Annotated in this window: 15 protein-coding genes and 3 pseudogenes; 12 read left to right on the top strand and 6 right to left on the bottom strand. The window is 40.3% G+C overall.

Annotated elements, in window-relative coordinates:
- Positions 1-12 precede the first annotated feature (12 nt).
- The 6 genes and pseudogenes from pepP to rlmB all read left to right on the top strand — a co-directional run bounded on the left by pepP (position 13) and on the right by rlmB (position 8497).
- Positions 13-1334: pseudogene (pepP, locus tag P4S71_RS04980) on the top strand (Xaa-Pro aminopeptidase).
- A 15-nt stretch (positions 1335-1349) separates the two neighbouring features.
- Positions 1350-2537, top strand: a complete 1188-nt coding sequence (gene ubiH / locus P4S71_RS04975; protein WP_337150231.1) for a 2-octaprenyl-6-methoxyphenyl hydroxylase — start codon at positions 1350-1352, stop codon at positions 2535-2537.
- Positions 2534-3700, top strand: coding sequence for an FAD-dependent monooxygenase (locus P4S71_RS04970; RefSeq protein ID WP_337150230.1), 1167 nt, complete (start codon positions 2534-2536; stop codon positions 3698-3700). Before ubiH ends, P4S71_RS04970 begins: the two co-directional genes overlap by 4 nt.
- A gap of 431 nt (positions 3701-4131) precedes the next feature.
- Positions 4132-4869: an enoyl-CoA hydratase/isomerase family protein gene (locus tag P4S71_RS04965; RefSeq protein WP_337150229.1), complete on the top strand. Its 738-nt coding sequence runs from the start codon at positions 4132-4134 to the stop codon at positions 4867-4869.
- A 392-nt stretch (positions 4870-5261) separates the two neighbouring features.
- Positions 5262-7757, top strand: a pseudogene (rnr, locus tag P4S71_RS04960) (ribonuclease R).
- Positions 7754-8497 (top strand): 23S rRNA (guanosine(2251)-2'-O)-methyltransferase RlmB, encoded by a 744-nt coding sequence (gene rlmB, locus P4S71_RS04955; RefSeq protein WP_007378377.1) that lies wholly within the window; start codon positions 7754-7756, stop codon positions 8495-8497. The pseudogene rnr and the gene rlmB overlap by 4 nt, the downstream one beginning before the upstream one ends.
- Positions 8498-9027: 530 nt before the next feature.
- On the opposite strand, the gene P4S71_RS04950 is transcribed toward rlmB, so the two are convergent.
- Together P4S71_RS04950 and P4S71_RS04945 are read right to left on the bottom strand one after the other, a co-directional pair.
- Entirely contained in the window at positions 9028-11184 is a 2157-nt protein-coding gene (locus tag P4S71_RS04950) for a TonB-dependent receptor family protein (protein WP_337150228.1), read from the bottom strand.
- A 212-nt stretch (positions 11185-11396) separates the two neighbouring features.
- On the bottom strand, positions 11397-12242 hold the full coding sequence (locus P4S71_RS04945; protein ID WP_337150227.1) for a LysR family transcriptional regulator: 846 nt from the start codon (positions 12240-12242) through the stop codon (positions 11397-11399).
- A 126-nt stretch (positions 12243-12368) separates the two neighbouring features.
- Here P4S71_RS04945 and P4S71_RS04940 point away from each other — a divergent pair, with 126 nt between their 5' ends.
- The 5 genes from P4S71_RS04940 to P4S71_RS04920 all read left to right on the top strand — a co-directional run bounded on the left by P4S71_RS04940 (position 12369) and on the right by P4S71_RS04920 (position 18285).
- Positions 12369-12968, top strand: coding sequence for a hypothetical protein (locus tag P4S71_RS04940; protein ID WP_007378850.1), 600 nt, complete (start codon positions 12369-12371; stop codon positions 12966-12968).
- Positions 12969-13066: 98 nt separating this feature from the next.
- Entirely contained in the window at positions 13067-14149 is a 1083-nt protein-coding gene (gcvT, locus tag P4S71_RS04935; protein ID WP_337150226.1) for a glycine cleavage system aminomethyltransferase GcvT, read from the top strand.
- Between the two features lie 73 nt (positions 14150-14222).
- A complete protein-coding gene (gene gcvH, locus P4S71_RS04930; RefSeq protein WP_096793688.1) occupies positions 14223-14612 on the top strand; it encodes a glycine cleavage system protein GcvH in 390 nt (129 codons plus the stop codon).
- A 161-nt stretch (positions 14613-14773) separates the two neighbouring features.
- Positions 14774-17665, top strand: coding sequence for an aminomethyl-transferring glycine dehydrogenase (gene gcvP / locus P4S71_RS04925; protein WP_337150225.1), 2892 nt, complete (start codon positions 14774-14776; stop codon positions 17663-17665).
- Positions 17666-18000: 335 nt separating this feature from the next.
- Positions 18001-18285: an addiction module antidote protein gene (locus P4S71_RS04920; protein WP_007579952.1), complete on the top strand. Its 285-nt coding sequence runs from the start codon at positions 18001-18003 to the stop codon at positions 18283-18285.
- Between the two features lie 1118 nt (positions 18286-19403).
- On the opposite strand, the gene P4S71_RS04915 is transcribed toward P4S71_RS04920, so the two are convergent.
- The 4 genes and pseudogenes from P4S71_RS04915 to P4S71_RS04900 all read right to left on the bottom strand — a co-directional run.
- Positions 19404-19652: a hypothetical protein gene (locus P4S71_RS04915; protein WP_337150224.1), complete on the bottom strand. Its 249-nt coding sequence runs from the start codon at positions 19650-19652 to the stop codon at positions 19404-19406.
- A gap of 125 nt (positions 19653-19777) precedes the next feature.
- Positions 19778-20506 (bottom strand): hypothetical protein, encoded by a 729-nt coding sequence (locus tag P4S71_RS04910; protein WP_337150223.1) that lies wholly within the window; start codon positions 20504-20506, stop codon positions 19778-19780.
- On the bottom strand, positions 20506-22068 hold the full coding sequence (locus P4S71_RS04905; RefSeq protein WP_337150222.1) for an AAA family ATPase: 1563 nt from the start codon (positions 22066-22068) through the stop codon (positions 20506-20508). The genes P4S71_RS04910 and P4S71_RS04905 overlap by 1 nt, the downstream gene beginning before the upstream one ends.
- Positions 22069-22391: 323 nt before the next feature.
- Positions 22392-23344 (bottom strand): annotated as a pseudogene (locus tag P4S71_RS04900) (hypothetical protein); the annotation flags it as partial.
- Between the two features lie 147 nt (positions 23345-23491).
- On the opposite strand from P4S71_RS04900, the gene P4S71_RS04895 reads away from it, so the two are divergent.
- Positions 23492-24019, top strand: a complete 528-nt coding sequence (locus P4S71_RS04895) for a DUF6795 domain-containing protein (protein WP_337150221.1) — start codon at positions 23492-23494, stop codon at positions 24017-24019.
- Positions 24020-24040 lie beyond the last annotated feature (21 nt).

Below are 24040 nucleotides of genomic sequence, written 5' to 3'. Positions count from 1 at the left end.
GGTTGGTTAATAATGGTTGAAGTACAAAAGTCAGAATTTAAAGCACGCCGCGAGCGTTTACTTGCGCAAATGGATAAAAATAGCGTTGCTATTATTCCTGCTGCGAGCGAAGTTACGCGCAGCCGCGATACCGAATATGCATTTAGACAAGATAGCGACTTTTTTACTTAACTGGCTTTAACGAACCCGACGCTGTACTTGTACTATGTAACAACAGCGATGCACCCAGTACTTTATTTTGCCTAGATAAAGACAAGCTTGCAGAAATTTGGCATGGCCGCAGAGTTGGCTTTGATAAAGCTAAAAGTGACTACTTGTTTGATGAAGCTTACCCACTAAGTGAATTAAACGATAAGCTACTCGATATACTAAATGCAAAAAATGCGATTTATTTTGCACAAGGTGCTTATCCTTCATTTGATACAAAAGTGTTTTCGTTACTAGGTACACTTCGAAGTGGCTCTCGAAAAGGCCTCAAAGCACCGAGTACTTTAAAAGAAATACGCGGCCTTATTCATGAAATGCGTTTGTTTAAATCGCCAAGCGAGATAGATGTTATGCGAGAAGGCTGTGAAATTAGTGCGCGAGGGCACATGCGCGCTATGCGTTTTTCACACCCCGGAGCTACTGAATTTCAGCTAGAGGCTGAGCTACATCATCATTATGCCATGAATGGTGCGCCGCACCCTGCATACGGCACAATTGTTGGTAGTGGCGACAACGCCAATATTTTACATTACACGCAAAATAGCGACGTATTAAAAAATGGCGACCTGGTACTTATAGACTCCGGTTGTGAACTACAAGGTTACGCCGCCGATATCACCCGTACTTTTCCAGTAAATGGACAATTTAGCGAAGAGCAAGCCGCGCTTTATAATATTGTACTTAAAGCGCAAGAAGTTGCTTTTGATGAAGTAAAACCCGGTGGTTACATGTCGCATGCTAATAAACTAGCAATGGAAGTAATGACCCAAGGTTTACTTGATTTAGGTATTTTAACCGGCGACTTTGATGAGCTAATGGCAAAAGGGGCATGTAAAGAATATTACATGCACGGGCTTGGGCATTGGCTTGGTTTAGATGTACATGATGTTGGCGATTACAAAGTAAATAACGTTGAGCGTGCATTTGAGCCCGGTATGGTACTCACTATAGAGCCTGGGCTTTATATAAGCGAAGACTCAAGCGCACCGCAAAAATACAAAGGCATTGGTATTCGTATCGAAGATAACTTGCTAGTTACCGAAACCGGCCATGAAAACTTGACCCTAAGCGTACCTAAAAAAATTAGCGATATAGAAGCACTTATGCAAAGTGCTAAAAACGTATAAAGCTCGGAGAGTAAAGTGGCTAAGCAGTTTGATGTAGTTATTATTGGCGGTGGTTTAGCGGGAGCAAGCTGCGCATTAAGTGTGGCTAAAACTAATCCCGCGTTAAATATTGCCGTTGTAGAAGCTAATCAAGTAACCGGCGACTACCACCCAAGCTTTGACGACAGAAGCATTGCACTTGCTCAGCAATCGGTAGAGTATTTACAAAGCCTCAATTTATTTGAGCAAAATGCCCCTTACACCGCAGCAATCAAAAAAGTGAGCGTGTCTGATAGAGGCCACTTTGGCAAAGCGCACATTAATTGCGACGAATTTGCTAAGCCCTCACTTGGTTACGTAGTAGAAGTAAATCCATTTGGCCGAGCGCTTCACCTGCGTTTAACGCAGTCAAATATTACGCTTTTGTGCCCCGATAGCGTAACTGCCATTGAGCAAACTCTGCATAGCAATACACTCACCCTACAAAGCGGCGAGCAATTAAACGCAGCGCTATTGGTTATTGCTGATGGCGCACAATCACCAACACGTAGTTTACTTGGGCTTGGTTTTAATACCCAGCCTTATGAACAAGGCGCTATTATTGCTAATGTAGAAGTGGCTGGTGGGCATAATAATCATGCCTTTGAGCGTTTTACACAAAACGGGCCTATGGCGTTATTACCTATGAGCAACAACCGTTATTCGTTAGTATGGTGTATGCGCCAAGATCAAGTTGAACAGCACATGGCACTTAGTGAGCAATACTTTTTAAGTGCTCTGCAAAGCGCGTTTGGTTATCGCGGTGGGCAATTTACTAAAGTAGGCATGCGCACGAGTTACCCGCTCGTTTACGGGCAAGTTGAGTCTTTGACTGCGCACCGTACAGTGGTTATTGGTAATGCTGCACATGCTATTCATCCTATTGCAGGGCAAGGTTTTAATTTAGGCCTTCGCGACGTGCAAGTACTTAGTAATTTAATAGCAAACAGCCAACACGATTTAGGCAGCTATGCGTTTACACGTGAATATTCAAAAAAGCGCTGTGATGATATAAAAACCGTAATGAGTTTAACCGATGCACTTGTTAGGCTTTTTTCAAACTCATCGCGAGTGCTCGCATTGGGGCGCAGTATTGGGTTGTTTTCGATGGATTTATTTCCCGCATTAAAAGCGCCATTAGCCAAACAGTTAATGGGGCAAGTTAAACAAGGTAGGCGTTTATGAAGCAAGCACAGGTTTGTATTGTAGGTGGTGGCTGCGTAGGGTTGACACTGGCACTTGGATTGGCAAAAGCCGATATAAGCGTAGTTGTACTCGACGGCGCACCAACACAAGTGTTGCCAACTGACGAATATGGTTTGCGCGTAAGCGCGCTAAGCATTGCAAGTCAAACCTTGCTTGAGCAGTTAAATGTATGGCCCGAAATTATCGCACAGCGAGCGTGCGCTTATACACATATGGATGTACGTGATGCCGACAGTTTTGGCAAAATAGCGTTTAATAACGAACAACTTGAGCTTGATCATTTAGGCCACATTGTTGAAAACGACATTATCCGCTTTGCGCTTATAAAAGAGCTAGAGCAACAAAGTAGTGCAACACTAATGTTTGATACGCATTATCAGCAAATACATCAAAGCGAATCAGATGTATTTATAACGCTTAAAAGCGGCGAGCCTATTATTGCTAAGCTGCTGGTGGCGGCCGATGGCGCAAACTCGGCTATTCGTAAACAATTTAATATGGCGCTTAGCTTTAAAGATTACGACCACCATGCGCTTGTTGCGACTGTTAAAACTAAAGAGCAACATGCAAACATCGCACGGCAAGTGTTTTTACCAACCGGGCCGCTGGCATTTTTACCTCTGAGCGATGCAAATACTCATTCAATAGTATGGTCTACTAGCCCAAACCACTGTGATGAGCTGCTTGCAATGGATAACACTGCCTTTAATAAAGCCGTTATGGCTGCAATAGATGGCCAATGCGGGCTATGTGAAGTGCAAAGCAAACGCGCTGCTTTCCCACTTAAAATGCGCTACGCCCAGCAATGGGTTTCAGGCAAAGTGGTACTCATTGGCGATGCTGCACATACAATCCATCCACTTGCAGGGCTTGGTATGAATCTAGGCCTAAAAGACGCCGCTTATTTAATTGAGCTTTTAACAAGTAATAATAAAGAATTTGCAAGCACGCGCACACTTCGCGATTACGAACGTACCCGTAAGCTCGACGCACAAAAACACATAGCCATGATGCAAGGGCTAAAAGAGTTATTTGAAGGTGCAAACCCAGTTAAAAAGCTTATTCGCGGAGTAGGGTTGTCGCTAGTTGATAACCTAGGGCCAATAAAACACTTGTTCGCCAAAGAAGCGATAGGAAAGTAAAAACATCGACAATAAGTTTTGTAAAGAAGGATGCTTAATTTAAGAGCGCCTTTTTTAATGTTTATATTGAGTTAAATTAAGTGCTTCTTATTTTTTGAAATTTATCCAAACTAAACACTTGAATTCAAGACGATTAATTACCAAACCTCGAATTTTATAAGCGCCAAGTTAAACATACCGCTGAAAATTTAACCTCAAAAAATAAACATGCCTTATACCAATCCGCAATAATACTTAATCAATTTGAGGGATTAAATCTGACACTAACTGTGTTAAAATTTTCTGATATAGAACAACTAATTTGCCTTATAATCGACAAGGTTTTCTTGCCCCAAAATAGACCACTTAATTAATTTAGTTGGTATTATTGATAACTATAAAAATAATGAACTGCGCTTAAAGTTAACTTAAAAAGCAAAAAAGAGGATTTAATGGCAAATTTAATAGAACTAACAACTAAAAATAACACAGCTATACTCACCATGAATACCGCTGAAAACCGTCATAATCCAGCGTTTTTGGCTGAGTTTAATTTACACCTAGACCACATTGAAGCAGAACAAAATATTAAGTCAGTTATTTTAACGTCTTCGAGTGATAAAAATTGGTCATTGGGTATCGACCTTCAATGGATGTCTAATCCAAGTATTTTACCTGCAGCAATTTCTGACTTTATGGTGCAAATAGGCGATTTATTTAAACGCATCGTTACGTTTCCTATGCCTATTATTGCTGCGTTAAACGGGCATACCTATGGTAATGGTTCTGTACTTGCGTGTGCGTGCGACTTTAGATTTATGAAATCAGACAAAGGCTTTTTTTGTTTTCCTGAAGTGGATGTAATGGTGCCGTTTGTTCCGTCGATGTTTCCTATAATTAATAAAGCAATTTCGCAAACATTCTTTAATCGTCTAGCTATGTCAGGAGAGCGGGTTGGTGCAGAGCAGCTGCTAGAGAACAAAGTAGTTGAAGCTGTGTTTGCAAATAATGACGAACTACAAGCGGGTGCACTTGAGTTTGCCCAGCAGTTTAATAAAAACCGTTGGATTTACGCTCAAAATAAAACACAAATGAATAAGCAGGTTTTACTTACGATGAAAGAAGAAGACCCAAGCTTTATTGATAATATAAGTAAACTGCTGTGGAAAAACCTACAAAAAAATAAATAACCTGAACTCTGGTTAAGAGATTTACCAACGTATTGAATCATGGTGATATTTAAATTTATTTTCTCTAGCCAGAGATTTTTAGTGAAAACAAGGCGAATTTACGCGTCAATAGCTGGCCTATTGCAAGTATATTCAACGCTGTTAGCGCTGAAAATAGCTGCTCGAGATAGATTTATTATCCAGAGCTCAGGTTATAATAGCGCGAAGTGTTTTAGTATTGTTACTAGATGACTAAATGCTTTGCAGTTAAGGGATCGTTAAGTCCCATTGCGCTAGATTTCTAAACTATACAGTAAGGTAAAAGTGCTTTCTTAAAAGTTTAATAGCTTTTACCTGTCTCATTATAACTATATGGGTTAAAATACCTACATAACCAACTAACAAGATAGTGAATGTCAAACCAAGATCCAAATCTCAGTCGAGAACAAGAAAAGTACGAAAACCCAGTCCCTAGTCGTGAGTTTATACTTACTCACCTTCAAGAGCGTTCAAAGCCTGCTAACTACGCGCAATTATGTGAAGAACTAGCAGTAAACGATGACGAACGCCAAATAGCATTTAAACGCCGCCTTCGCGCTATGGAGCGTGACGGACAGCTGTATTTCAATAAATTTAAATGCTACGCCCTAATTGACGAAGCCGGTTTAACCAAAGGCAAAGTAATAGGCCACAGAGACGGTTTCGGCTTTTTAGAAGTTGAAGGCGAGAGTAAAGATTGGTTTATTGCTAAGCACCAAATGAATATGGTGTTACATGGCGACATTGTACTAGCTAAAGGCACTAAACGTGGTTCTGGCTCAAAATGCGATGCACGTATTATAAAAGTGCTTACTAACGAGCGCGCGCCAATTGTTGGCCGTTACTTTGTTGAGCACGGTGTTGCTGTGGTAGTCGCTGAAGACCCGCGCATAACGCAAGATATAATGATTTTACCAGGCAACGAAAACGGTGCCCGCCATAACCAAATGGTGCAGGTTAAAATTACGCAAAATCCAAGCCGTAACATGAACGCGGTAGGTAAAGTTATAGATGTACTTGGTGAGCATTTAGCCCCAGGTATGGAAATTGAAGTCGCACTGCGCAATCACGATATTCCACATGTATGGCCAGAAGAAGTTGAAGCACAAGTTGCTCACCTAGGTGAATTTGTTGAAGAAGCTGACAAACAAGGTCGCGTAGATTTACGTGATTTACCACTTGTAACTATTGATGGCGAAGATGCACGCGACTTTGATGACGCCGTATACTGTGAACCTAAAAAATCAGGTGGCTGGCGCTTATGGGTTGCCATTGCCGATGTATCGCATTACGTAGGAATGAACACGCCGCTTAACAAAGAAGCAATTTTGCGTGGTAACTCAGTGTATTTTCCTGAGCAAGTAATTCCGATGCTACCAAAAGTGCTTTCTAACGGATTATGTTCGCTTAATCCAAAGGTAGATCGCTTATGTATGGTTGCCGAAATGACCGTATCGAGCGCGGGTAAACTTTCGGGTTATAAGTTTTACGAAGCCGTGATGAACTCGCATGCACGTTTAACTTACACCAAAGTAAATGCCATTTTACAAAACGACGAAAAACTACGCGAAGAATACTCAGCCGTTGTGCCACATTTAACTGATTCTACAGCAAATGTACATGGCACTTAAAGCAGCACGCCAAGACCGTGGTGCCATTGAGTTTGAAACCCTAGAAACACGTTTTGTATTTAACGCTCAACGTAAAATAGAATCAATAGTGCCTGTTATTCGTAACGACGCGCACAAACTCATTGAAGAATGTATGATTTTAGCCAACGTATCTGCGGCTAAAATTCTTGAAAAGCATGAAGCGAGTGCGCTTTATCGTGTGCATGACGAACCAGACCAAGAAAAACTAGGTAACTTTACTAAGTTTTTAGGCGAGTTAGGTATCGAAAGTACATTAAGCGACGAGCCAACACCAAAAGAAATAACGCAAGTATTAGCGCGACTAGGTGACCGCCCAGAAGCTGAACTTATTCAAACTATGTTACTGCGCTCAATGAAACAAGCTGTATATCAGCCAGATAACATTGGTCACTTTGGTTTAGCGTTATCGGCTTACGCGCATTTTACATCGCCAATACGTCGTTACCCAGATTTAGTCGTGCATCGTGCTATTAAAGCAGTAATAAGAGCACAAGGTCAGCAAACGTCTGGCGAATACGCTTATACCGACGACGAAGTTGATCAGCTAGGTGAGCAGTGTTCTACAACAGAGCGTCGCGCTGACGATGCAACTCGCGAAGTAGCCGACTGGCTTAAATGTGAGTTTATGCAAGATCACGTAGGTGACGAGTTTAACGGTGTTATTTCATCGGTCACTAACTTTGGTTTGTTTATTCGTTTAGATGATTTACAAATTGATGGGCTTATTCACGTTACTAATTTAGGCGATGAGTTTTTTGCACATGATGCTGCAAAACACACCCTAATAGGTGAGCACTCGCATACTGTTTATCGCCTTGGCGATAAAGTAACAGTTAAAGTTGCATCGGTTAGTTTAGACGATCGCCGTATAAACTTAACGCTTAAAGGCGATGTTGCACAAGACAGATACTCACGTCGTCGTGCACCTAAAAAAGGCTCAGGCAAATCTGAGCATGCGCCAGCAAGTGTGCGTTCGCAATTAAAAGCAGGCAAAGTACCGGGTAAAAAGTCGCACAGCGATGACAAACCTAAAGGTAAAAAAAGCCAGCAAATAAAGATAAAGGCAAGCCTGCAAATAAGTCTGCAACAAAACCTGCAGATAAAAAAGCAGCAGACACTGCCGTAAAGAAAAAACCGAAGAAAAAGGCCGTTAAAAAGCCTAAAAGAGCAGGCAAAAATGCCCGTAAACGTACTAGCCCAGGAGCAGACAATACGTGAGTAATGAATTAATTTTTGGCTTTCATTCTGTTGAAGCAATTTTAGAAAGCGAACCAGAGCGCTTTGTAGAAATTTATGCCCTTAAAGGTCGTGACGACAAACGCTCAACTCCGATTATTGATGAAGCACGTAAATTTGGTATTTCAGTACAGTTTATGCAGCGCAAAGCCCTTGATAGCAAATCAAAAGGTGAGCAGCATCAAGGTATTATTGCTAACGTAAAAGCAGCGCCAACGTTTAACGAAAAAGATCTTGATGCGATAATCGCTCGTGAAGACACACCGTTTTTACTGGTGCTTGATGGTATTACCGATCCGCATAACTTAGGCGCATGCCTGCGTAGTGCAGACGCTGCTGGTGTTCACGCTATCATTGTACCTAAAGATCGCTCTGCAAAGCTTAACGGCACAGCGCGTAAAGTAGCTTGTGGCGCAGCCGAAACAGTACCGCTTATTCAAGTGACTAACCTCGCGCGTACGCTTCGCGAAATTAAAGATGCAGGCGTATGGGTTGTAGGCACTGCTGGCGAAACTGATAACCACGTATTTGATGCAAGCTTAACAGGCCCAATGGCTATTGTTATGGGTGCAGAGGGCGAGGGCATGCGACGCTTAACGCGTGAGCATTGCGATATGCTTGTTAAAATTCCAATGGCGGGTACAGTTTCAAGCTTAAACGTATCGGTAGCCACGGGTATTTGTTTGTTTGAAGTTTTACGCCAACGTAACGCAAATAACTAATACCTAATAAATAATACCTAATTAAAATTAAGTATTAAAAAAGCCGAGATTGAAATTCAATCTCGGCTTTTTTGTGTCTGTAATTTACGCTTTAACTTTACACCAATTGATGCTCTATTATAGCGATAGGAAAATAGCTCTATAGCAAGGAAAAAATAACGAAATATAGTTGTTCTTATATCAGTTGTTTTTAAAGCAGCTAGTGAACCATTTCTCCTATACAAAGCGCAGGTAAACGGTTTAATAACAAGGTAATAGTTTAGATGTGTAGTGCTTTTACATAAAAAATTATTAACGCTGTTAGTGAACCACTTACCCTATACAAAGCGCAGGTAAACGGTTTAATAACAAGGCAATAATTTAGATGTGTAGTGCTTTTACATAAAAAATTATTAACGCTGTTAGTGAACCGTTTATCTCATACAAAGCGCAGGTAAACGGTTTAATAACAAGGCAATAATTTAGATGTGTAGTGTTCTTACATAAAAAATTATTAACGCTGTTAGTGAACCGTTTAACCAGCTTTCAATTTAGAATGAGTAAGTGTAGCCCATCTGTACAGTACGCGGCTTACCTGGCTGAATGCCACCGTTTGAACGGTTAGCAACGTATGTTTTATCAAACAAGTTATCAACGCTTAGGTATACTTTTTGATTTTCATCGATTAAGTATTTAGCGGCTAAATCCCATACTACGCGGCTATCAATTGCGTTTAAGCCCGACTGCGTTAAGTTAGCATGCGCATCAGATACGTAACGTATTTGGCTGTTAACTACAAACGCAGAAAACTCAGCACCTAACGATAACGCTACTTGGTTTTCTGGTACGTAAGGCATTGCATCGCCTTTTTCTACCGCGCCCCAAATTTCTGAATCAAAATCGTTTTTAAACTCAGAGTCTGTGTAGGTGTACGTTAATTTAACTGGGAACATAGCTGTATCAGTTGCAAACGTACGTGCTGCACTAAATTCAAAGCCTGCTACTTCTACTTCACCGTAGTTGTATTGGTCGCCAATGTTGTCGTCGCTACAACCAACCGCTGCAGTACAGTTACCGTGCATGTTGTCGTAATCTGAGTAAAAAGCAATTACTTCACCGCTAAAGCCATCCATATTAAAGCGAGAGCCAAACTCAATGTTTACACTTTCTTCTTCTTCTTGGTCTGCATTACCAGGTGCTGCTGGTGCATAACCTTTTTGAATGCCCGCAAGTAGCGTTACGTTTTCGTTAAGCGTGTATGTAGCACCTAGTGACGGCACTAAAATTTCAGTGTCGTTCGACACATCTTTAGTTAAACCGTTGCTGCGTGTTGGATCTGATTTAGACCACTCTTCACGAGTAATCGTAATGTCTTCATAACGAAGACCTGCACTTACTACTAATGCGTCAATTGTCCACTCGTCTTGAATAAACAAGGTGCTTGCTTCTGCACTATCTACGCGGTTGCTATCAGAGCCCGGAACGCCTTGCTCTGTAAGCGTTAAGCTTAGGTCTTGATTAAGTGTGTATTTGTCTTCCCACTGAAAACGATCCATTTCGTCTTCGTGGTAACGTACGCCAACAGTCACATAGTGATCGCCTGCAGGAATATGTAATTCAGACTGAATACCTTTAGCTTGGTAGTCGCGGTTATTAGCTTTAACGCCAATACCTTCAATACCTTCGCTTGTAGGGTTTGCTTCAAAATCGCTGTACTGCTCAAGAGTACTTAAGCCTACGCTGCTGGCTTTATACCAGTTACGATGAAAATCGTTTAAGTAAGCCGTAGCTAAAAACTCATAGCCATCACCAAAACGGTACGCGTAGTTAAGTTGGTATGCGTTGTGGCGCGTATTCATTTCATCGTTTTGCGATGCAGCATAACGACGGTAAGGACTTTCTTGATAGTCTTCGTCAGTTAAGCCCATGTATGTTTCGTCTGATGTTTCGTCAGAGTACTTAATTTTTAGCTCAAGATTATGCGCATCGTTTTGACCAAACGTATGGCCAAACTTTAGTAGTAAATCTGTTTTTTCAAAGCCGGTGTTGTCATTGCCTACTGGCAGCTCTTTAAAGCCATCTGCGCCGTAAGTAAATACTTCAATTAAACCTGCTGTGTTATTTTTTTCTTTACCAAAGTAAGCGTGTCCTTTGTAGTAACCGTCGCTACCAAGGGCTGCATCTACCATACCTTTTGAGCTATTTGGCTCAGTTGGTAAGCTGCGCGAAAGTAAGTTTAAAACACCACCCGTAGTACGCGGGCCGTACTTAACTGAGGCTGCGCCTTTTAATACTTCAATAGATTCCATACGACCCATAGTAGGGAAGTAGTATGCAGAAGGTGCTGAATATGGTGCTGGTGCAACTAATACACCGTCTTCCATTACTGATATTTTATCGTTACGGCCAGTACCTGTACCGCGCATACCAATATTAGGACGAAGGCCATAACCGTCTTCTTCTTGCACGTAAACGCCCGGAACAGACGCTAAAACGCGAGAAATATCGGTAAACTGGAATTTTTGCAGATCTTCTTCAGAAATAAACGTAGCCGAACCAGGAATATCGTTAATTGCCTGCTGAGAGCCAATAACAGTAATTTGTTCAAAGCGTTGTTCTTTATTGCTGGTGTCTTTTGCTATTGCAGTAGCACTAAAAGACAAAGCAACCGCAGTTGCCAAAGTAGATACTAAAAACTTAGGGTTCATTGTGTTCCTAATCATGTCAATTATCTTAATTGGCGTAATTTGAACACGTTAACGAATACGAATCAATGTTATTAACTATTTAATTATTCAGTTTAATAGAACTAAAAACACCTGCTTATGCAACTTAATTAACTAAATTGTTTCTTTTGTATTGTTTTGTAATTGTTTTACTAACTATAAAGGCTGAACGAATTATATGTGCTACGTAAGCGCTAGCCCAAGCGTAGAGCTATAAATTCAGCGAGTTTATCTACCGCATTTTCCGACTCACCCGAACTTTTAACCAAGCTAATACCAATATTACCAAGAGCTGGTAAATGCTTGGTTTGAACCTGATAGTTAAGCTCACTCGGTACTGTACTTTTGGCAAGTACCGTAATACCTAAGCCTTCTTTTAATGCAGCAATAAGGCCGGTTAAATCGGCGTTGCTATAAACTATTCGGTATTTAATGCCTGCACTTTTTAATGCATCAGTAGCACGGCGACGATAAATACATCCCTCTGGTGCGGTAACTAGGGTAACCACCTCATTATGCGCAAGTGACAGGTCGCCCACCCACACTAGCTCGTCTTGCATAAAAATAGGAAACTTATCAGAGTTGAGTCGCTCATTTAGCGCAAGTACTAAATCAAACTGATCTTGGCGAGAAGCCGAAAGCAAATGCTTACTTAAACGCGACTTAACCTCTAACGACACCTCAGGGTAGAGCGCCACAAAGTCGCCAATAATAGAAGGTAAAATACGCGCTGCAAATTCGCTCGGAATACCCAAACGCACTTTACCTGCAATGTTTTCTGAGGTGAACTGCTGCAAAATAGCATCGTTGTGTTGCATCATCTGCTTTGCCATAGGCAGTAATAGCTCGCCGTACTGGTTTAATACTTGGCGCTGTCCTTGTTTTTTAAATAGTTTATAGCCAAGCACATCTTCTAAACGTTTTATTTGTAGGCTTACCGCAGGTTGCGATAGGCCAAGTAAGTCGCCTGCTTTAGCAAAACCACTTACTTCAACTACCATTACAAAGGTGCGTAAACTGTCGGTTGATATGTTTTTCATATTTATAATTACAATTTATATGGCTATATATATAAGTATTATTTATCAATTGATAAATAATTACAATTTGTTGTTACACACCTCGCGCAATATACTTTTAGCATTGAAAATACACAGGTGTTTGTTATGACTTTTAACCCAATAATGTTTGCCCGCCACAGCAACGCAAGTAGTGCGGTTACTAACGCTTTGCAAGCAAACAGCAGCAATGTTGTAATGGATTTTAGTGGCACCGAAACCAGTGTATTTTTAAGTTCTATTTTAGGCCTTGATTTAACTAAGCTTACCGCTAGCGGTTTAGGCTTAAAAGGCACGCTTGATGGCGACTATAATTCTGACTACAGCTTTGCTGTTTATTACTTTAGCGAAACTGCGTTTAGATTCGTTCTGCCACACAGCGCAAGCCTTCAATTACAAGCGCTTATAAATGAGCAACAACTTCGTTTTGATATCGATTATGTAATGCGAACCGACCTAGCTACTTTTACTCTAAGCGGTAGCAATGCATTTGACACCCTAGTAAATGCTTTTAAATTAACACCAGGTTTGCGCCTTTCTGACGCGCAACTTTGTTACGGTGCACAAAGCGGTGATGTATTTATTACCGCCATTGATAATAACGACGAACAACACTTTGTATTAGTCGCTAAACAACAAGAATTACAAAAATGGCAAAGCTACATGCAAGCGCAAGGTTTTGCACTTATGCATAGTGAAGCCGCATAACGAATACAAACAACAGGTAAGCATAACAATGCTTGCCTGTTTTTATATCTATTTAAGCCACGCCCTAAACAGGGTTAATTTAAACGTGAAGGAATGTTATGACTTCTAAAACTGTACTACATGCTAAGCACCTAGAAGCGGGCGCAAAAATGGTTGATTTTCATGGCTGGGAAATGCCAATCAACTACGGCTCACAAATAGAAGAACACAATAGCGTGCGTACCGACGCTGGTATGTTTGACGTATCACACATGACTATTGTTGATATTGAAGGGCCTCAAGCAAAAGCATTTTTACGTAAGCTAGTAGCTAACGACGTTGCAAAATTAACCGTACCAGGTAAAGCGCTTTACACAGGCATGCTTAACGAGCAAGGCGGTGTAATAGACGACTTAATTATTTATTTCTTTAGCGAAACGTTTTACCGCCTAGTTGTTAACTCAGCAACGCGCGAAAAAGACCTAGCGCATTTAGCTAACGTATCGAGCGACTTTGACGTAACTGTTACAGAGCGCCCAGAGTTTGCAATGATTGCAGTACAAGGCCCTAACGCTAAAGCAAAAACAGCCACTCTTTTAAATGCTGAGCAACAAGCCGCTGTTGAAGGTATGAAGCCATTTTTTGGTGTTCAAGTAGGTGATTTATTTATTGCCACAACGGGTTATACTGGCGAAGACGGTTACGAAATAGTAGTACCGAACGACCAAGCAGCCGATTTATGGCAACAACTGCTAGACGCAGGTGTTAAGCCTGCTGGTTTAGGTGCACGCGACACGCTACGTTTAGAAGCAGGTATGAACCTTTACGGCCTAGATATGGACGAAAGCGTATCACCACTTGCAGCTAACATGGCATGGACCATTGCATGGGAACCAGAGAGTCGTGACTTTATTGGTCGTGACGTACTTGTTAAGCAACGCGCAGAAAAAAGCACTGACAAACTAGTTGGCTTAGTGTTTGAAGAAAAAGGCGTTTTGCGAAGCGGTTCAAAAGTAATTGTTGATGGTGGTGAAGGGGTTATTACCTCAGGTACTTTCTCACCAACACTTGGTTTTAGTGTAGCCCTTGCACGTGTACCACGTTCAACAGGCGATACAGCTCAAGTAGAAATGCGTAAAAAATTAGTAAACGTTAAAGTAGTAAAGCCTAGCTTTGTACGTAACGGTAAATCAATAATTTAAATGATTTGGTTATACCAATCACAATCATTATTTTGATTGGTATCCTCCCAATATAAACCAAAGGACAAATAAAATGAGCAACATTCCTAGCGAGTTAAAATACGCACCTTCACACGAGTGGGTTCGTAACGAAGGCGACGGTACATTTACTGTTGGTATTTCTGAGCATGCACAAGAACTTCTTGGCGACATGGTATTTGTTGAATTACCAGAAGTTGGCGACGAAGTAGACGCCGGCGAAGACTGTGCAGTAGCAGAGTCGGTTAAAGCGGCATCAGACATTTACGCACCTATCAGTGGCGAAGTTGTTGCTATTAACGAAGAACTTGAAGATTCACCAGAAACAGTAAACAACGACGCTTACGGCGACGGTTGGTTATTTCGTATTAAAGCATCTGACGAGTCTGAGCTAGACAACTTATTAGACGCTGAAGGTTACTCGCACACTATTGACGAAGAATAATAATTTTTTGAAGATAACTAAAAGCCCCGTTTAATGTACAAAAATGGGGCTTTTATGATTTTACAGCTCACCACCCCATACTTAGTGAGTTGTAAAATCGTCAAATATTTTAATTAATGCTAGTTACCCATTAGCATTTAGGATCATAGGAATCTGGACACATGTCAAACGCCAAATCTCTTGAAGAACTAGAGCAAAAGCAAGATTTTATTCGCCGCCATATTGGGCCAAGCCCAGCACAAGTAAGCGATATGCTAAGTGCTTTAGAAGTATCGAGTGTGCAAGAGCTCATTGACCAAACTGTACCGGCTAGCATTCGTCTAGAGCAACCGTTAACAGTTGGACAAAGCCGTACTGAAGTTGAAACACTAAGCTACTTAAAATCAGTAGCAAGCAAAAATAAAGTTTTCAAATCGTACATTGGCCAAGGCTACCACCCAACTAACGTACCGCACGTAATTTTACGTAACGTACTAGAAAATCCAGGTTGGTATACAGCGTACACACCGTATCAGCCGGAGATTGCACAAGGGCGTTTAGAATCATTATTAAACTTCCAAACTATGACCCTAGATTTAACTGGTCTTGATTTAGCAAGTGCATCACTACTTGACGAATCAACAGCCGCTGCAGAGGCTATGGGCCTTGCAAAACGCGTATCAAAAGCTAAAAAAGCCAATGCCTTTTTTATTGCCGACGACGTACACACACAAACAATCGACGTAGTAACAACGCGTGCCGAGCAGTTTGGCTTTGAAATAATTGTAGGTAAAGCAGAAGATGCCGTAAAGCACGATATTTTTGGCGCATTGTTCCAATACCCAACTACATCAGGCGAAGTGGTAGACATAACTGACCTAATTGCTGGCGTACAAAGCAAAAAGGCCATTGCCTGTGTTGCTGCCGACATAATGAGTTTATTACTATTAAAAGCACCGGGTAAACTAGGCGCAGACGTAGTACTTGGTTCGGCTCAACGTTTTGGCGTACCTATGGGTTACGGCGGCCCACATGCTGCATTTTTTGCAACACGTGACGCATACAAACGTTCATTACCAGGTCGTATTATTGGTGTATCTAAAGACCGTTTAGGTAACGACGCACTACGTATGGCAATGCAAACGCGCGAACAACACATTCGCCGCGACAAAGCCAATTCAAACATTTGTACAGCGCAAGTATTACTTGCCAACATGGCAGCGTTTTACGCGGTGTACCACGGCCCACAAGGCTTAAAAACTATCGCGCAGCGTATACATCGCTTTGCTGATATTTTAGCTACTGGCCTTAAAGCTAAAGGCATCGCACTTAAGCACAGCACTTGGTTTGATACGCTAACAATTGCAGGTGAAAACAAAGACGACGTAATAGCGCGTGCAATTGCAAAAGGCGTAAACTTTGCTACAAACCACGAAGGCGAGTACTCAATTTCGGTATCAGAGACAACAACACGTGCCGATGTAGCTGAGTTATTCGATATTATTTTAGGCGAAGGCCATGGCCTAAGTGTTGACGCTATTGCAGCCGACGTTGAAGCAAATGGCAGCGAGTCAATTCCTGCAAGTTTAGTACGTGACGACGAAGTACTAACGCATCCAAACTTTAACAGCTACCATAGCGAAACAGACATGCTTCGCTACATTAAGCGACTAGAAAGCAAAGACTTATCGCTTAATCACTCAATGATCTCGTTAGGCTCATGTACCATGAAACTAAACGCGACCGCCGAGATGATCCCAATTACGTGGCCTGAGTTTGCAAACCTTCACCCATTCTGCCCGCTAGACCAAGCAGAAGGTTACCAAATAATGATTGGCGAGCTACACGACTGGCTAGTAAACATTACCGGTTACGATGCAGTATCACTACAGCCAAACTCTGGCGCACAAGGTGAATACGCAGGCTTAATCGCGATTCGTAAATACCACGAGTCACGCGGCGATGCACACCGTAATGTATGTTTAATCCCAAGCTCTGCGCACGGTACTAACCCTGCATCAGCGCAAATGGCGAGCATGAAAATTGTGGTAGTTAACTGCGACAAAAACGGTAACGTAGACATGAGCGACCTTAAAGCGAAAGCTGAGGAAGTTTCTGAAAACTTATCGTGTATTATGATCACATACCCGTCTACGCACGGCGTATACGAAGAAACAATTCGCGAAATTTGTGACATTATTCATGAGCACGGCGGCCAAGTTTACATGGACGGCGCAAACATGAACGCGCAAGTTGGCGTAACAAGCCCAGGCTTTATTGGCTCAGACGTATCGCACTTAAACTTGCATAAAACATTTTGTATTCCACACGGTGGCGGTGGTCCAGGTGTTGGCCCAATTGGTGTTAAATCGCACCTTGCGCCATTTATGCCAAACCATAGCGTAATTAACGTACCAGGTACTAACATTGGTAATGGTGCGGTATCGGCAGCGCCTTACGGCTCAGCCGCTATTTTACCTATTTCATGGGCTTACATCACCATGATGGGTTCAGAGGGCTTAAAACAAGCTACTGAAATGGCAATTGTTAATGCTAACTACTTAACGCATGAGCTAAGCAAGCACTTCCCAATTTTATACCGTGGTCGTAACAACCGTGTTGCTCACGAATGTATTGTTGACCTGCGCCCGCTTAAAGAGCTATCAGGCATTACTGAAATGGACGTAGCTAAGCGCTTGCAAGATTACGGCTTCCATTCACCAACTATGTCGTTCCCAGTGGCTGGCACATTAATGATTGAGCCAACTGAGTCTGAATCAAAAGGTGAGATTGACCGCTTTATCGAAGCAATGGTGTCAATTAAAGGCGAAATTGAAAAAGTAATCTCTGGCGAATGGTCAATCGAAAACAACCCGCTAGTGTTTGCACCGCATACACAAGGCGACGTGTTAGGTAACGAATGGGACCGTGCGTACGACCGTTTTTACGCTGCATTCCCAGTGCCTGCAGTGGCTAAAAACAAGTTTTGGCCAACTGTTACACGTATAGACGACGTATACGGCGACCGTAATTTGGTATGTTCATGCCCAGCGGTAGAGACTTATCGCGACTAAGAACCGCGACTAATTTTTGAATTTTAATGGGTAGTAAGTTCCATTATAGTTTGGGAATTTATCAAAATTATAAAAGCCGTTGCAGCAATGCAACGGCTTTTTTGTGCATAGTAATTCGTCATAAATAATATGCGCGTAGGTTGGGAAGAGTGAAACGAAACCCAACGAATCACAAATATACTTTCTCGCTCAAAAACTAAGAGTATGTGTTATTTATTGTAGGCGTTTAGCTTGCTGACGCGCGGGCGGCAGCCTTAAAGTTATAAATAACATTGTATGCTTGTAGCTTTTAGGCTACATTTGTTCAGCAAGTTGAATAAATTAGAGTAATTATTATGGCGCTACAAACATCAGATTTTAACCCGTTTGACTATATGGAAACACAGCAAGAAATTAATACATTTTTAGAAGAGTGTTTAGCTGATGATGATCCAAATACCTTTATTGAAGCACTTGGCTTATTAGTAAAAAAACATGGCGTGAGTGATATTGCTAAAGCAACGGGGTTAAACCGTGAAAGCTTATATAAAGCAGTTAACGGTAAAACCAAGCCACGTTGGGAAACTATTTTTAAAGTGATGAAAGCACTTAACTTTCGCCTTACAACACAAGTTGCATAAGCTGGATTGAGTGAAACGAAACCCAACGAATCACAAATATACTTACTCGCTCAAAAGCCAAGAGTATGTGTTATTTATTGTAGGCGTTTAGCTTGCTGACGCGCGGGCGGCAGCCCGAATAAGTCTTTGAATAGGTGCTTGAGGTTACTATTACAGATAGCGCGAATACGTTTGGCACTTTTTAAAGATTAGAAACCTTATTCAAAGTTTTGTCGCGCTGGCGACGGCAGCCAAAGAGGGGCTGCCGCTGGTCCCTCTCTGGACACTCTCAGCGCACCCGAGCATCACGCATAATCCTTCAATGCACAATTGATTTGAACGTAAACGGCGAAGATAGGCCATCCATGGCCTAGTTTCGCCTTATCGCGCATCCATGCGCGACATTACTCATCAATTGCTTATTTTCAGGGCGTGATGACGGGGAAGGGTGTTAAACGTGAGGTTGGTGTTTGGTCTTGGCAAGAAACAAGACCTGCACCTCTCTGTAGTTCCTCTAGGCTGGGTAGAGTGTAACGAAACTCAGCAAATCCTAAATATACTTATTCGCTCAAAAGCTAAGAGTATGTGTTATTAGTTATAGGCGTTTAGCTTGCTGACGCGCGGGCGGCAGCCCGAATGAGTATTTGAATAGGTGCTAGAGGTTATCATCACCGATAACGCGAATGCGTTTCACACTTCTAGAAATTAGAAACCTTATTCAAGGTTTTGTCGCGCTGGCGACGGCAGCCAAAGAGGGGCTATAGATTTTCAAATTTTACTCTGCTGTAAGTAATTCATCCTTGAAGCTGGGTTACTGTCGGCATCCATGCCTTCACTTCCTCATACTGCGAAGCTGCGCTTCGGTTATTCGTCACCTCTCAGCGCACCCGAGCATCACGCTTAATCCTTCAATGCACAATTGATGTGAACGTAAACGGCGAAGATAGGCCATCCATGGCCTAGTTTCGCCTTATCGCGCATCCATGCGCGACATTACTCATCAATTGCTTATTTTCAGGGCGTGATGACGGGGAAGGGTGTTAAATGTGAGGTTGGTGTTTGGTCTTGGCAAGAAACAAGACCCTTTTTTAATAGGCTTTATTAGATTTCTATTTTTACTAATAGAAATCTAATAAAAATTATGATGCTCTTGAGACTCGAGATTTAGGAATGCACCCCCAACTTAGCATAAGCTGACCAATATCCTTCCAATGAGGCAAAATATCAAGGTCGATAGATAATTTACGCAAATGCATATTCGCTATATGCTCATTGACATTTTTTAGAATATGCTCACCTAGTCCTGCAATTTCAGGGCAGTTGCCACAATCGTGACATACTTTATTTTTCAAGCAAGCCATTTGAGAAAAACGGTTATTACTGGCCAAAATATCAAGCCAAAAATCACCGTATTTAGTATCAAGTTCAATAGCTTTTTTTAACGAAAATCCTTCTTTGTGATCAAAAAAAGTTCTAAAATTAGGATTTTTTAAATTAAACTCCTTAATTTCATCTATAGCGTCAATATTTTTAGGTTTTTTTGCTCGACTAATATTTTTTCAATAATATTTAATGGTAGTAAGGTTTCAATTTCTCTTACATTGATAACGTTAACTAAACTTTTATTGTTATAATTCCTATCATAATGAGTAAATACTTTTGAGGTTGAACCCTCACCTTTTTTGGGGTGTGATTTATCGTTATCTACCAAGCATAATATTATTTTACCTTCATTAGTTAATCTATCGAAACTTGGCTTAGATTGACTACCAGCACCATGATGAAATTTAAATGAGACATCTAATTTAAGAGGAGATATATATTTAGAGTAGTAAGTAGCTATTACAGAGTAGAAGTTAAAATCTAATTCACCTTCAGTTATTAGCCCTATTAGCCCTGAGTTTTCTGGATCAATAAAGTAGTCATAGCCTACTCTGATTACCCATTGATTATTTTGGAAAGTACAGCTTACTTGCCTAGAATCAAAGTCAACAACACAATATACAGCTAGTTGTTTAGCAATAACTCCATATTCCCGTCTGTTCTTTTCGATATCCGATGCAAACGTTTTAGCTGGAGCTCGATATAGTTTTGAGTGTAATAGTTTTTCAATAGCATTTTTTTCTATAATAACTATATTCTTTCTTCTACCGCTGCTTAAAAGTAGGTGATCTAGTGCTAGTTGTTTATCTACATCATTCTCATATTGGTCGGGGAAGCAATTTTCAACTTTAAAAAGCATTAACTTCTACCTGAAAAGAAGCCGATCGGCCATTGCTCTAAAAAACCCTCGTCATTAAAATGAGAAAATTTAATGTTTGTTGTACTGCTGTTAAAGTCTTTTTCAAATAAAACTATATTCACGTCCGTAGGGGATAAATCTCCATCTTCAATGCAGTCCCCCAAAGTATCAATCATCGTATTACTATGGGTCTCGAATATTATATTTAACTTTATATCATGTTTTTTTGCTGTATTAATTACAGAGACAAACATTCTAGTGAGGCGAGCTTGGTATTCCGGATGTAAATGTAGCTCAGGCTGCTCTATCGCAAATACTATACTTGTGTTAAGACCTCGATTGCGTCGTATTGGTTTTGTAGTTTCAATCCAAATGGATGCAACAATTGGCAATATCTGAGAAAAACCAAACCCCATATCATTAATATTATATTCTCGTGGATCATTTTCTGTTTGTATACGTAGTTCGTAGTGTAAACCACGTTCTTCAACTCTAACTTTAAAACCGAAATTTTCACTTGTCCATTCTGTAAATCTTTCATTTTCTCTAGATGAAAAAGATCTTAATAACATTGCTAAATTTGAACCAGTATGATCAATTTCTTTTACTTGTAGATCTTGGTGACGATAATATCTTTCCGCAGTAGCTCTAAGTGGGGCAATATACTTGATATTTGTAAATGTTTTTTCTATTTCATCGTTTAAATTACCTAAAATAACGCTGATATTAGTGGATAATGATAATTCATAAACTAGATCACAAATAATATCTTCTTTCTTTCCCAAATTATTAATAAAAGTTTTATTGCTTTTGAAGGTCCTAGTTAATATTTTTTTTATATCATTTCGCTCGTTTACACCAATACGGGCTAACCCATTTTTAATAGTGGACTCACTAGTGTTACCTTGAAAATATGGTTTCAATTTTCGGTATAGTATTTCAGAAAAATGCTCACTAATTGCTTCATCGTTAAATCGAAATCCTGAATTTTTACCTTTCAACATAAAGCCAATCAAAGGTAAAAATTGATTTACTGACAAATGATTTAAATCTTCAGAAAATTTTTCTAGTTCATTGTTTATGAATAATTCACATTTGTGATCTTTATTAAAAATAAACTTATATTCAGTATTATAAATCTCTAAAATTAATTCTTTTGCTACTGTTTTTTTATCGGTCTCTGTTACTCCAATCTTTATTGATACGATTATTGATTCAGAGTTTATTTTTTTACTATCATGCCATAGAAACTTTGGCATGAAGCTCATTCTGTTATCAATTGTAATATTAAATTTGAAATCAAAATAAATAATGTTATTTTTACTATCAAACTTTTTTGCTTCGGAGAATGCGCCAAAATCTACATAAGAGTCATACCATAATATTGGTCCGGTAGTGTTGGCTTCAATGGACTGCCTTAGTAAAGGAAAACTACGTAAAAAAGAGCTTTTACCACTACTGTTTTTGCCTATTAAGACCGTTATAGGCTTTATATCTACATAAGGTGCATCTTCATCATCTGAAAAACTACGTAAATTTCTAAGCCTTAGCGCTTGTAGCATTATATTATTCCATTAAGATCAAACTGTTATAACAAATATAACATATTAATAACTATATCCAATAAATATATTCATGCTCATGAAGCCTATTCTTTACGTCTTGAACACATATTTGCTATAAAAACTAATGAGGTTAAACCTGGCTTTACACATCAAATACCTAGCTTTTTAGTTTATTGCTCATCGAGTCAATTACTATGTCTAGACCACGGCGAATAGAATATGAAAATGCGTTTACCATGTGATTAACCGTGGGAGAGTGCATGAGAAAATAAAGGGCAATAATATTGCCCTTTATTACGCTCTTAAACTTATTTTTATAACTATAGCGCTACTAAGCTTTGCTCTAGCATTGCCTTTATTTGTTTTACTATTTTAGCTTCTGTTTCAGGTTCGAACTGTTGTATACGTGGGGTGTGAATATGCCCTGTAGGTATACTTGAATTAAGCGCATCGCGCAGGCGAATACTTCGGTACGATATTTCGTTAGACAGGTAACCACCACCGCCGCCATTTACCGCAATACTATTTTTAAGCTCGCCGTACGAACCCGCTTTATAGGTTTTTTCAAGCGTGGTGACTTCGTGATTGTCGATAACTTTATAAGAGCCTTTGGCTTGTTGCATGTAATTTACAGGCAAGCTAAATTTTACAAACTCGTTGCCAGGGAGTGGTCGGCCATTAAGTTTTGGTATTACTGGGCTCGTTTGCGTTCCACCATACACAATATTGGCATTATCGGGGGCGGTTACACTGCGGCGTTTACCTGGAAAGTGCTCTAAATCAAACTCTGTTCTGCCCATACTTACGGTTACTACCATGTCTACATTATTAAGTGCGTAGTAGGGGGCAAGTAGCGATTCTATTATACCTTGATCAAAGTCTTCGTAGCGCACTGGCACCATAACGGTGTTTATTTCTGCGCTCACGCCGTTGTAATTAATAACTTGGCCGTCGAGTAATAGCGCCGCAACACCTGAGGGGTTACTTTGGTTTATGTTTCTATCGAGTAAAAATGGGTCAAAGCCCGTTAGTAATATTTTTTAGTACTGCCTGATGAAAAAGCAAGATCGGTACGGCCTCTGCTGCCGTCCTCAAGTAGGGTTAGCAAAGTATTTAGTTGAGCCTGCGTAATTGAAAATTTAGGTGACGTTGTGCGTATTACTTTGCTTGAAAGCAGGCGTGCCCAGTAAAGCTCTCGGTCGTCGTAATTGTTGGTTTTTACTATGCGTTTTTTTGCGTTTTCCCACAGTTCAAAGCTAAAATTTTGCACTAATTTATTTTACCAAAGAGTAGCTGAGAAATTAATTGCATATTATTTAATACCCTATAAAATATTTTAATATCGACAAGGACTGTGGGTAATCTTCATAATAAATTACACATTATTCCTCCTAAAACAATCATATTCCAAGAGGTTATTGTGTCAGTCATCGACAAAATTCAAAACTTCAGCGCGAAAATCCAACCTTTTTTTGATAAATTTGGTGCAGATAAAGTACACCTATCTCCTGAAGTATTCGGGTGTTTAAAAAATAATGGTGAGCCAATTGGCAATCAATTGATTTTACGTAGTCTTAGCTTTTCAGATGGTAAACCACGTAGAGATTTTGTTTATACAGACCCCGATGGTAGTTTTAGATTTCCTGAAAAAACGATTCGTTCCGATGAACCCAGCATACCATTCAAAGAAATATTTACTAATCAATACATTACCACGACTATTAATAGAAAAAAATTTATTATTTGGCGAGCGACATTAATAGGGAAAAACCCTATTAATGAATTTAACAGTAAATTAAGTTGCCTTAACGCTGATATTAATAATGAGGCCATTTTATTTAGCTTTTCTAGTAATCGAGAAGAAATGAGCTTAGAGGGAACTTCAATTTGTCGTTGGGATAAAGACTTTGAAGTTATTGATGTTGATGAACACCTAAATCTAACATAACGATTATGTTAAATAAAAATA

The sequence above is a fragment of the Pseudoalteromonas sp. B62 genome (genome assembly GCF_037162565.1).
Classification (GTDB): domain Bacteria; phylum Pseudomonadota; class Gammaproteobacteria; order Enterobacterales; family Alteromonadaceae; genus Pseudoalteromonas; species Pseudoalteromonas fuliginea.
The sequence above is the reverse complement of the archived record's forward strand: the minus strand, read 5'-3'. Positions and strand labels throughout refer to the sequence as shown.

What these genes read in the sequence shown, in the direction of transcription:
- P4S71_RS04970 (WP_337150230.1), top strand. Translation starts at nt 2,534, where the DNA reads ATGAAGCAAGCACAGGTTTGTATTGTAGGTGGTGGCTGCGTAGGGTTG.
- P4S71_RS04965 (WP_337150229.1), top strand. Translation starts at nt 4,132, where the DNA reads ATGGCAAATTTAATAGAACTAACAACTAAAAATAACACAGCTATACTC.
- P4S71_RS04950 (WP_337150228.1), bottom strand. Translation starts at nt 11,184, where the DNA reads ATGAACCCTAAGTTTTTAGTATCTACTTTGGCAACTGCGGTTGCTTTG.
- P4S71_RS04945 (WP_337150227.1), bottom strand. Translation starts at nt 12,242, where the DNA reads ATGAAAAACATATCAACCGACAGTTTACGCACCTTTGTAATGGTAGTT.
- P4S71_RS04940 (WP_007378850.1), top strand. Translation starts at nt 12,369, where the DNA reads ATGACTTTTAACCCAATAATGTTTGCCCGCCACAGCAACGCAAGTAGT.
- gcvT (WP_337150226.1), top strand. Translation starts at nt 13,067, where the DNA reads ATGACTTCTAAAACTGTACTACATGCTAAGCACCTAGAAGCGGGCGCA.
- gcvH (WP_096793688.1), top strand. Translation starts at nt 14,223, where the DNA reads ATGAGCAACATTCCTAGCGAGTTAAAATACGCACCTTCACACGAGTGG.
- gcvP (WP_337150225.1), top strand. Translation starts at nt 14,774, where the DNA reads ATGTCAAACGCCAAATCTCTTGAAGAACTAGAGCAAAAGCAAGATTTT.
- P4S71_RS04920 (WP_007579952.1), top strand. Translation starts at nt 18,001, where the DNA reads ATGGCGCTACAAACATCAGATTTTAACCCGTTTGACTATATGGAAACA.
- P4S71_RS04910 (WP_337150223.1), bottom strand. Translation starts at nt 20,506, where the DNA reads ATGCTTTTTAAAGTTGAAAATTGCTTCCCCGACCAATATGAGAATGAT.
- P4S71_RS04905 (WP_337150222.1), bottom strand. Translation starts at nt 22,068, where the DNA reads ATGCTACAAGCGCTAAGGCTTAGAAATTTACGTAGTTTTTCAGATGAT.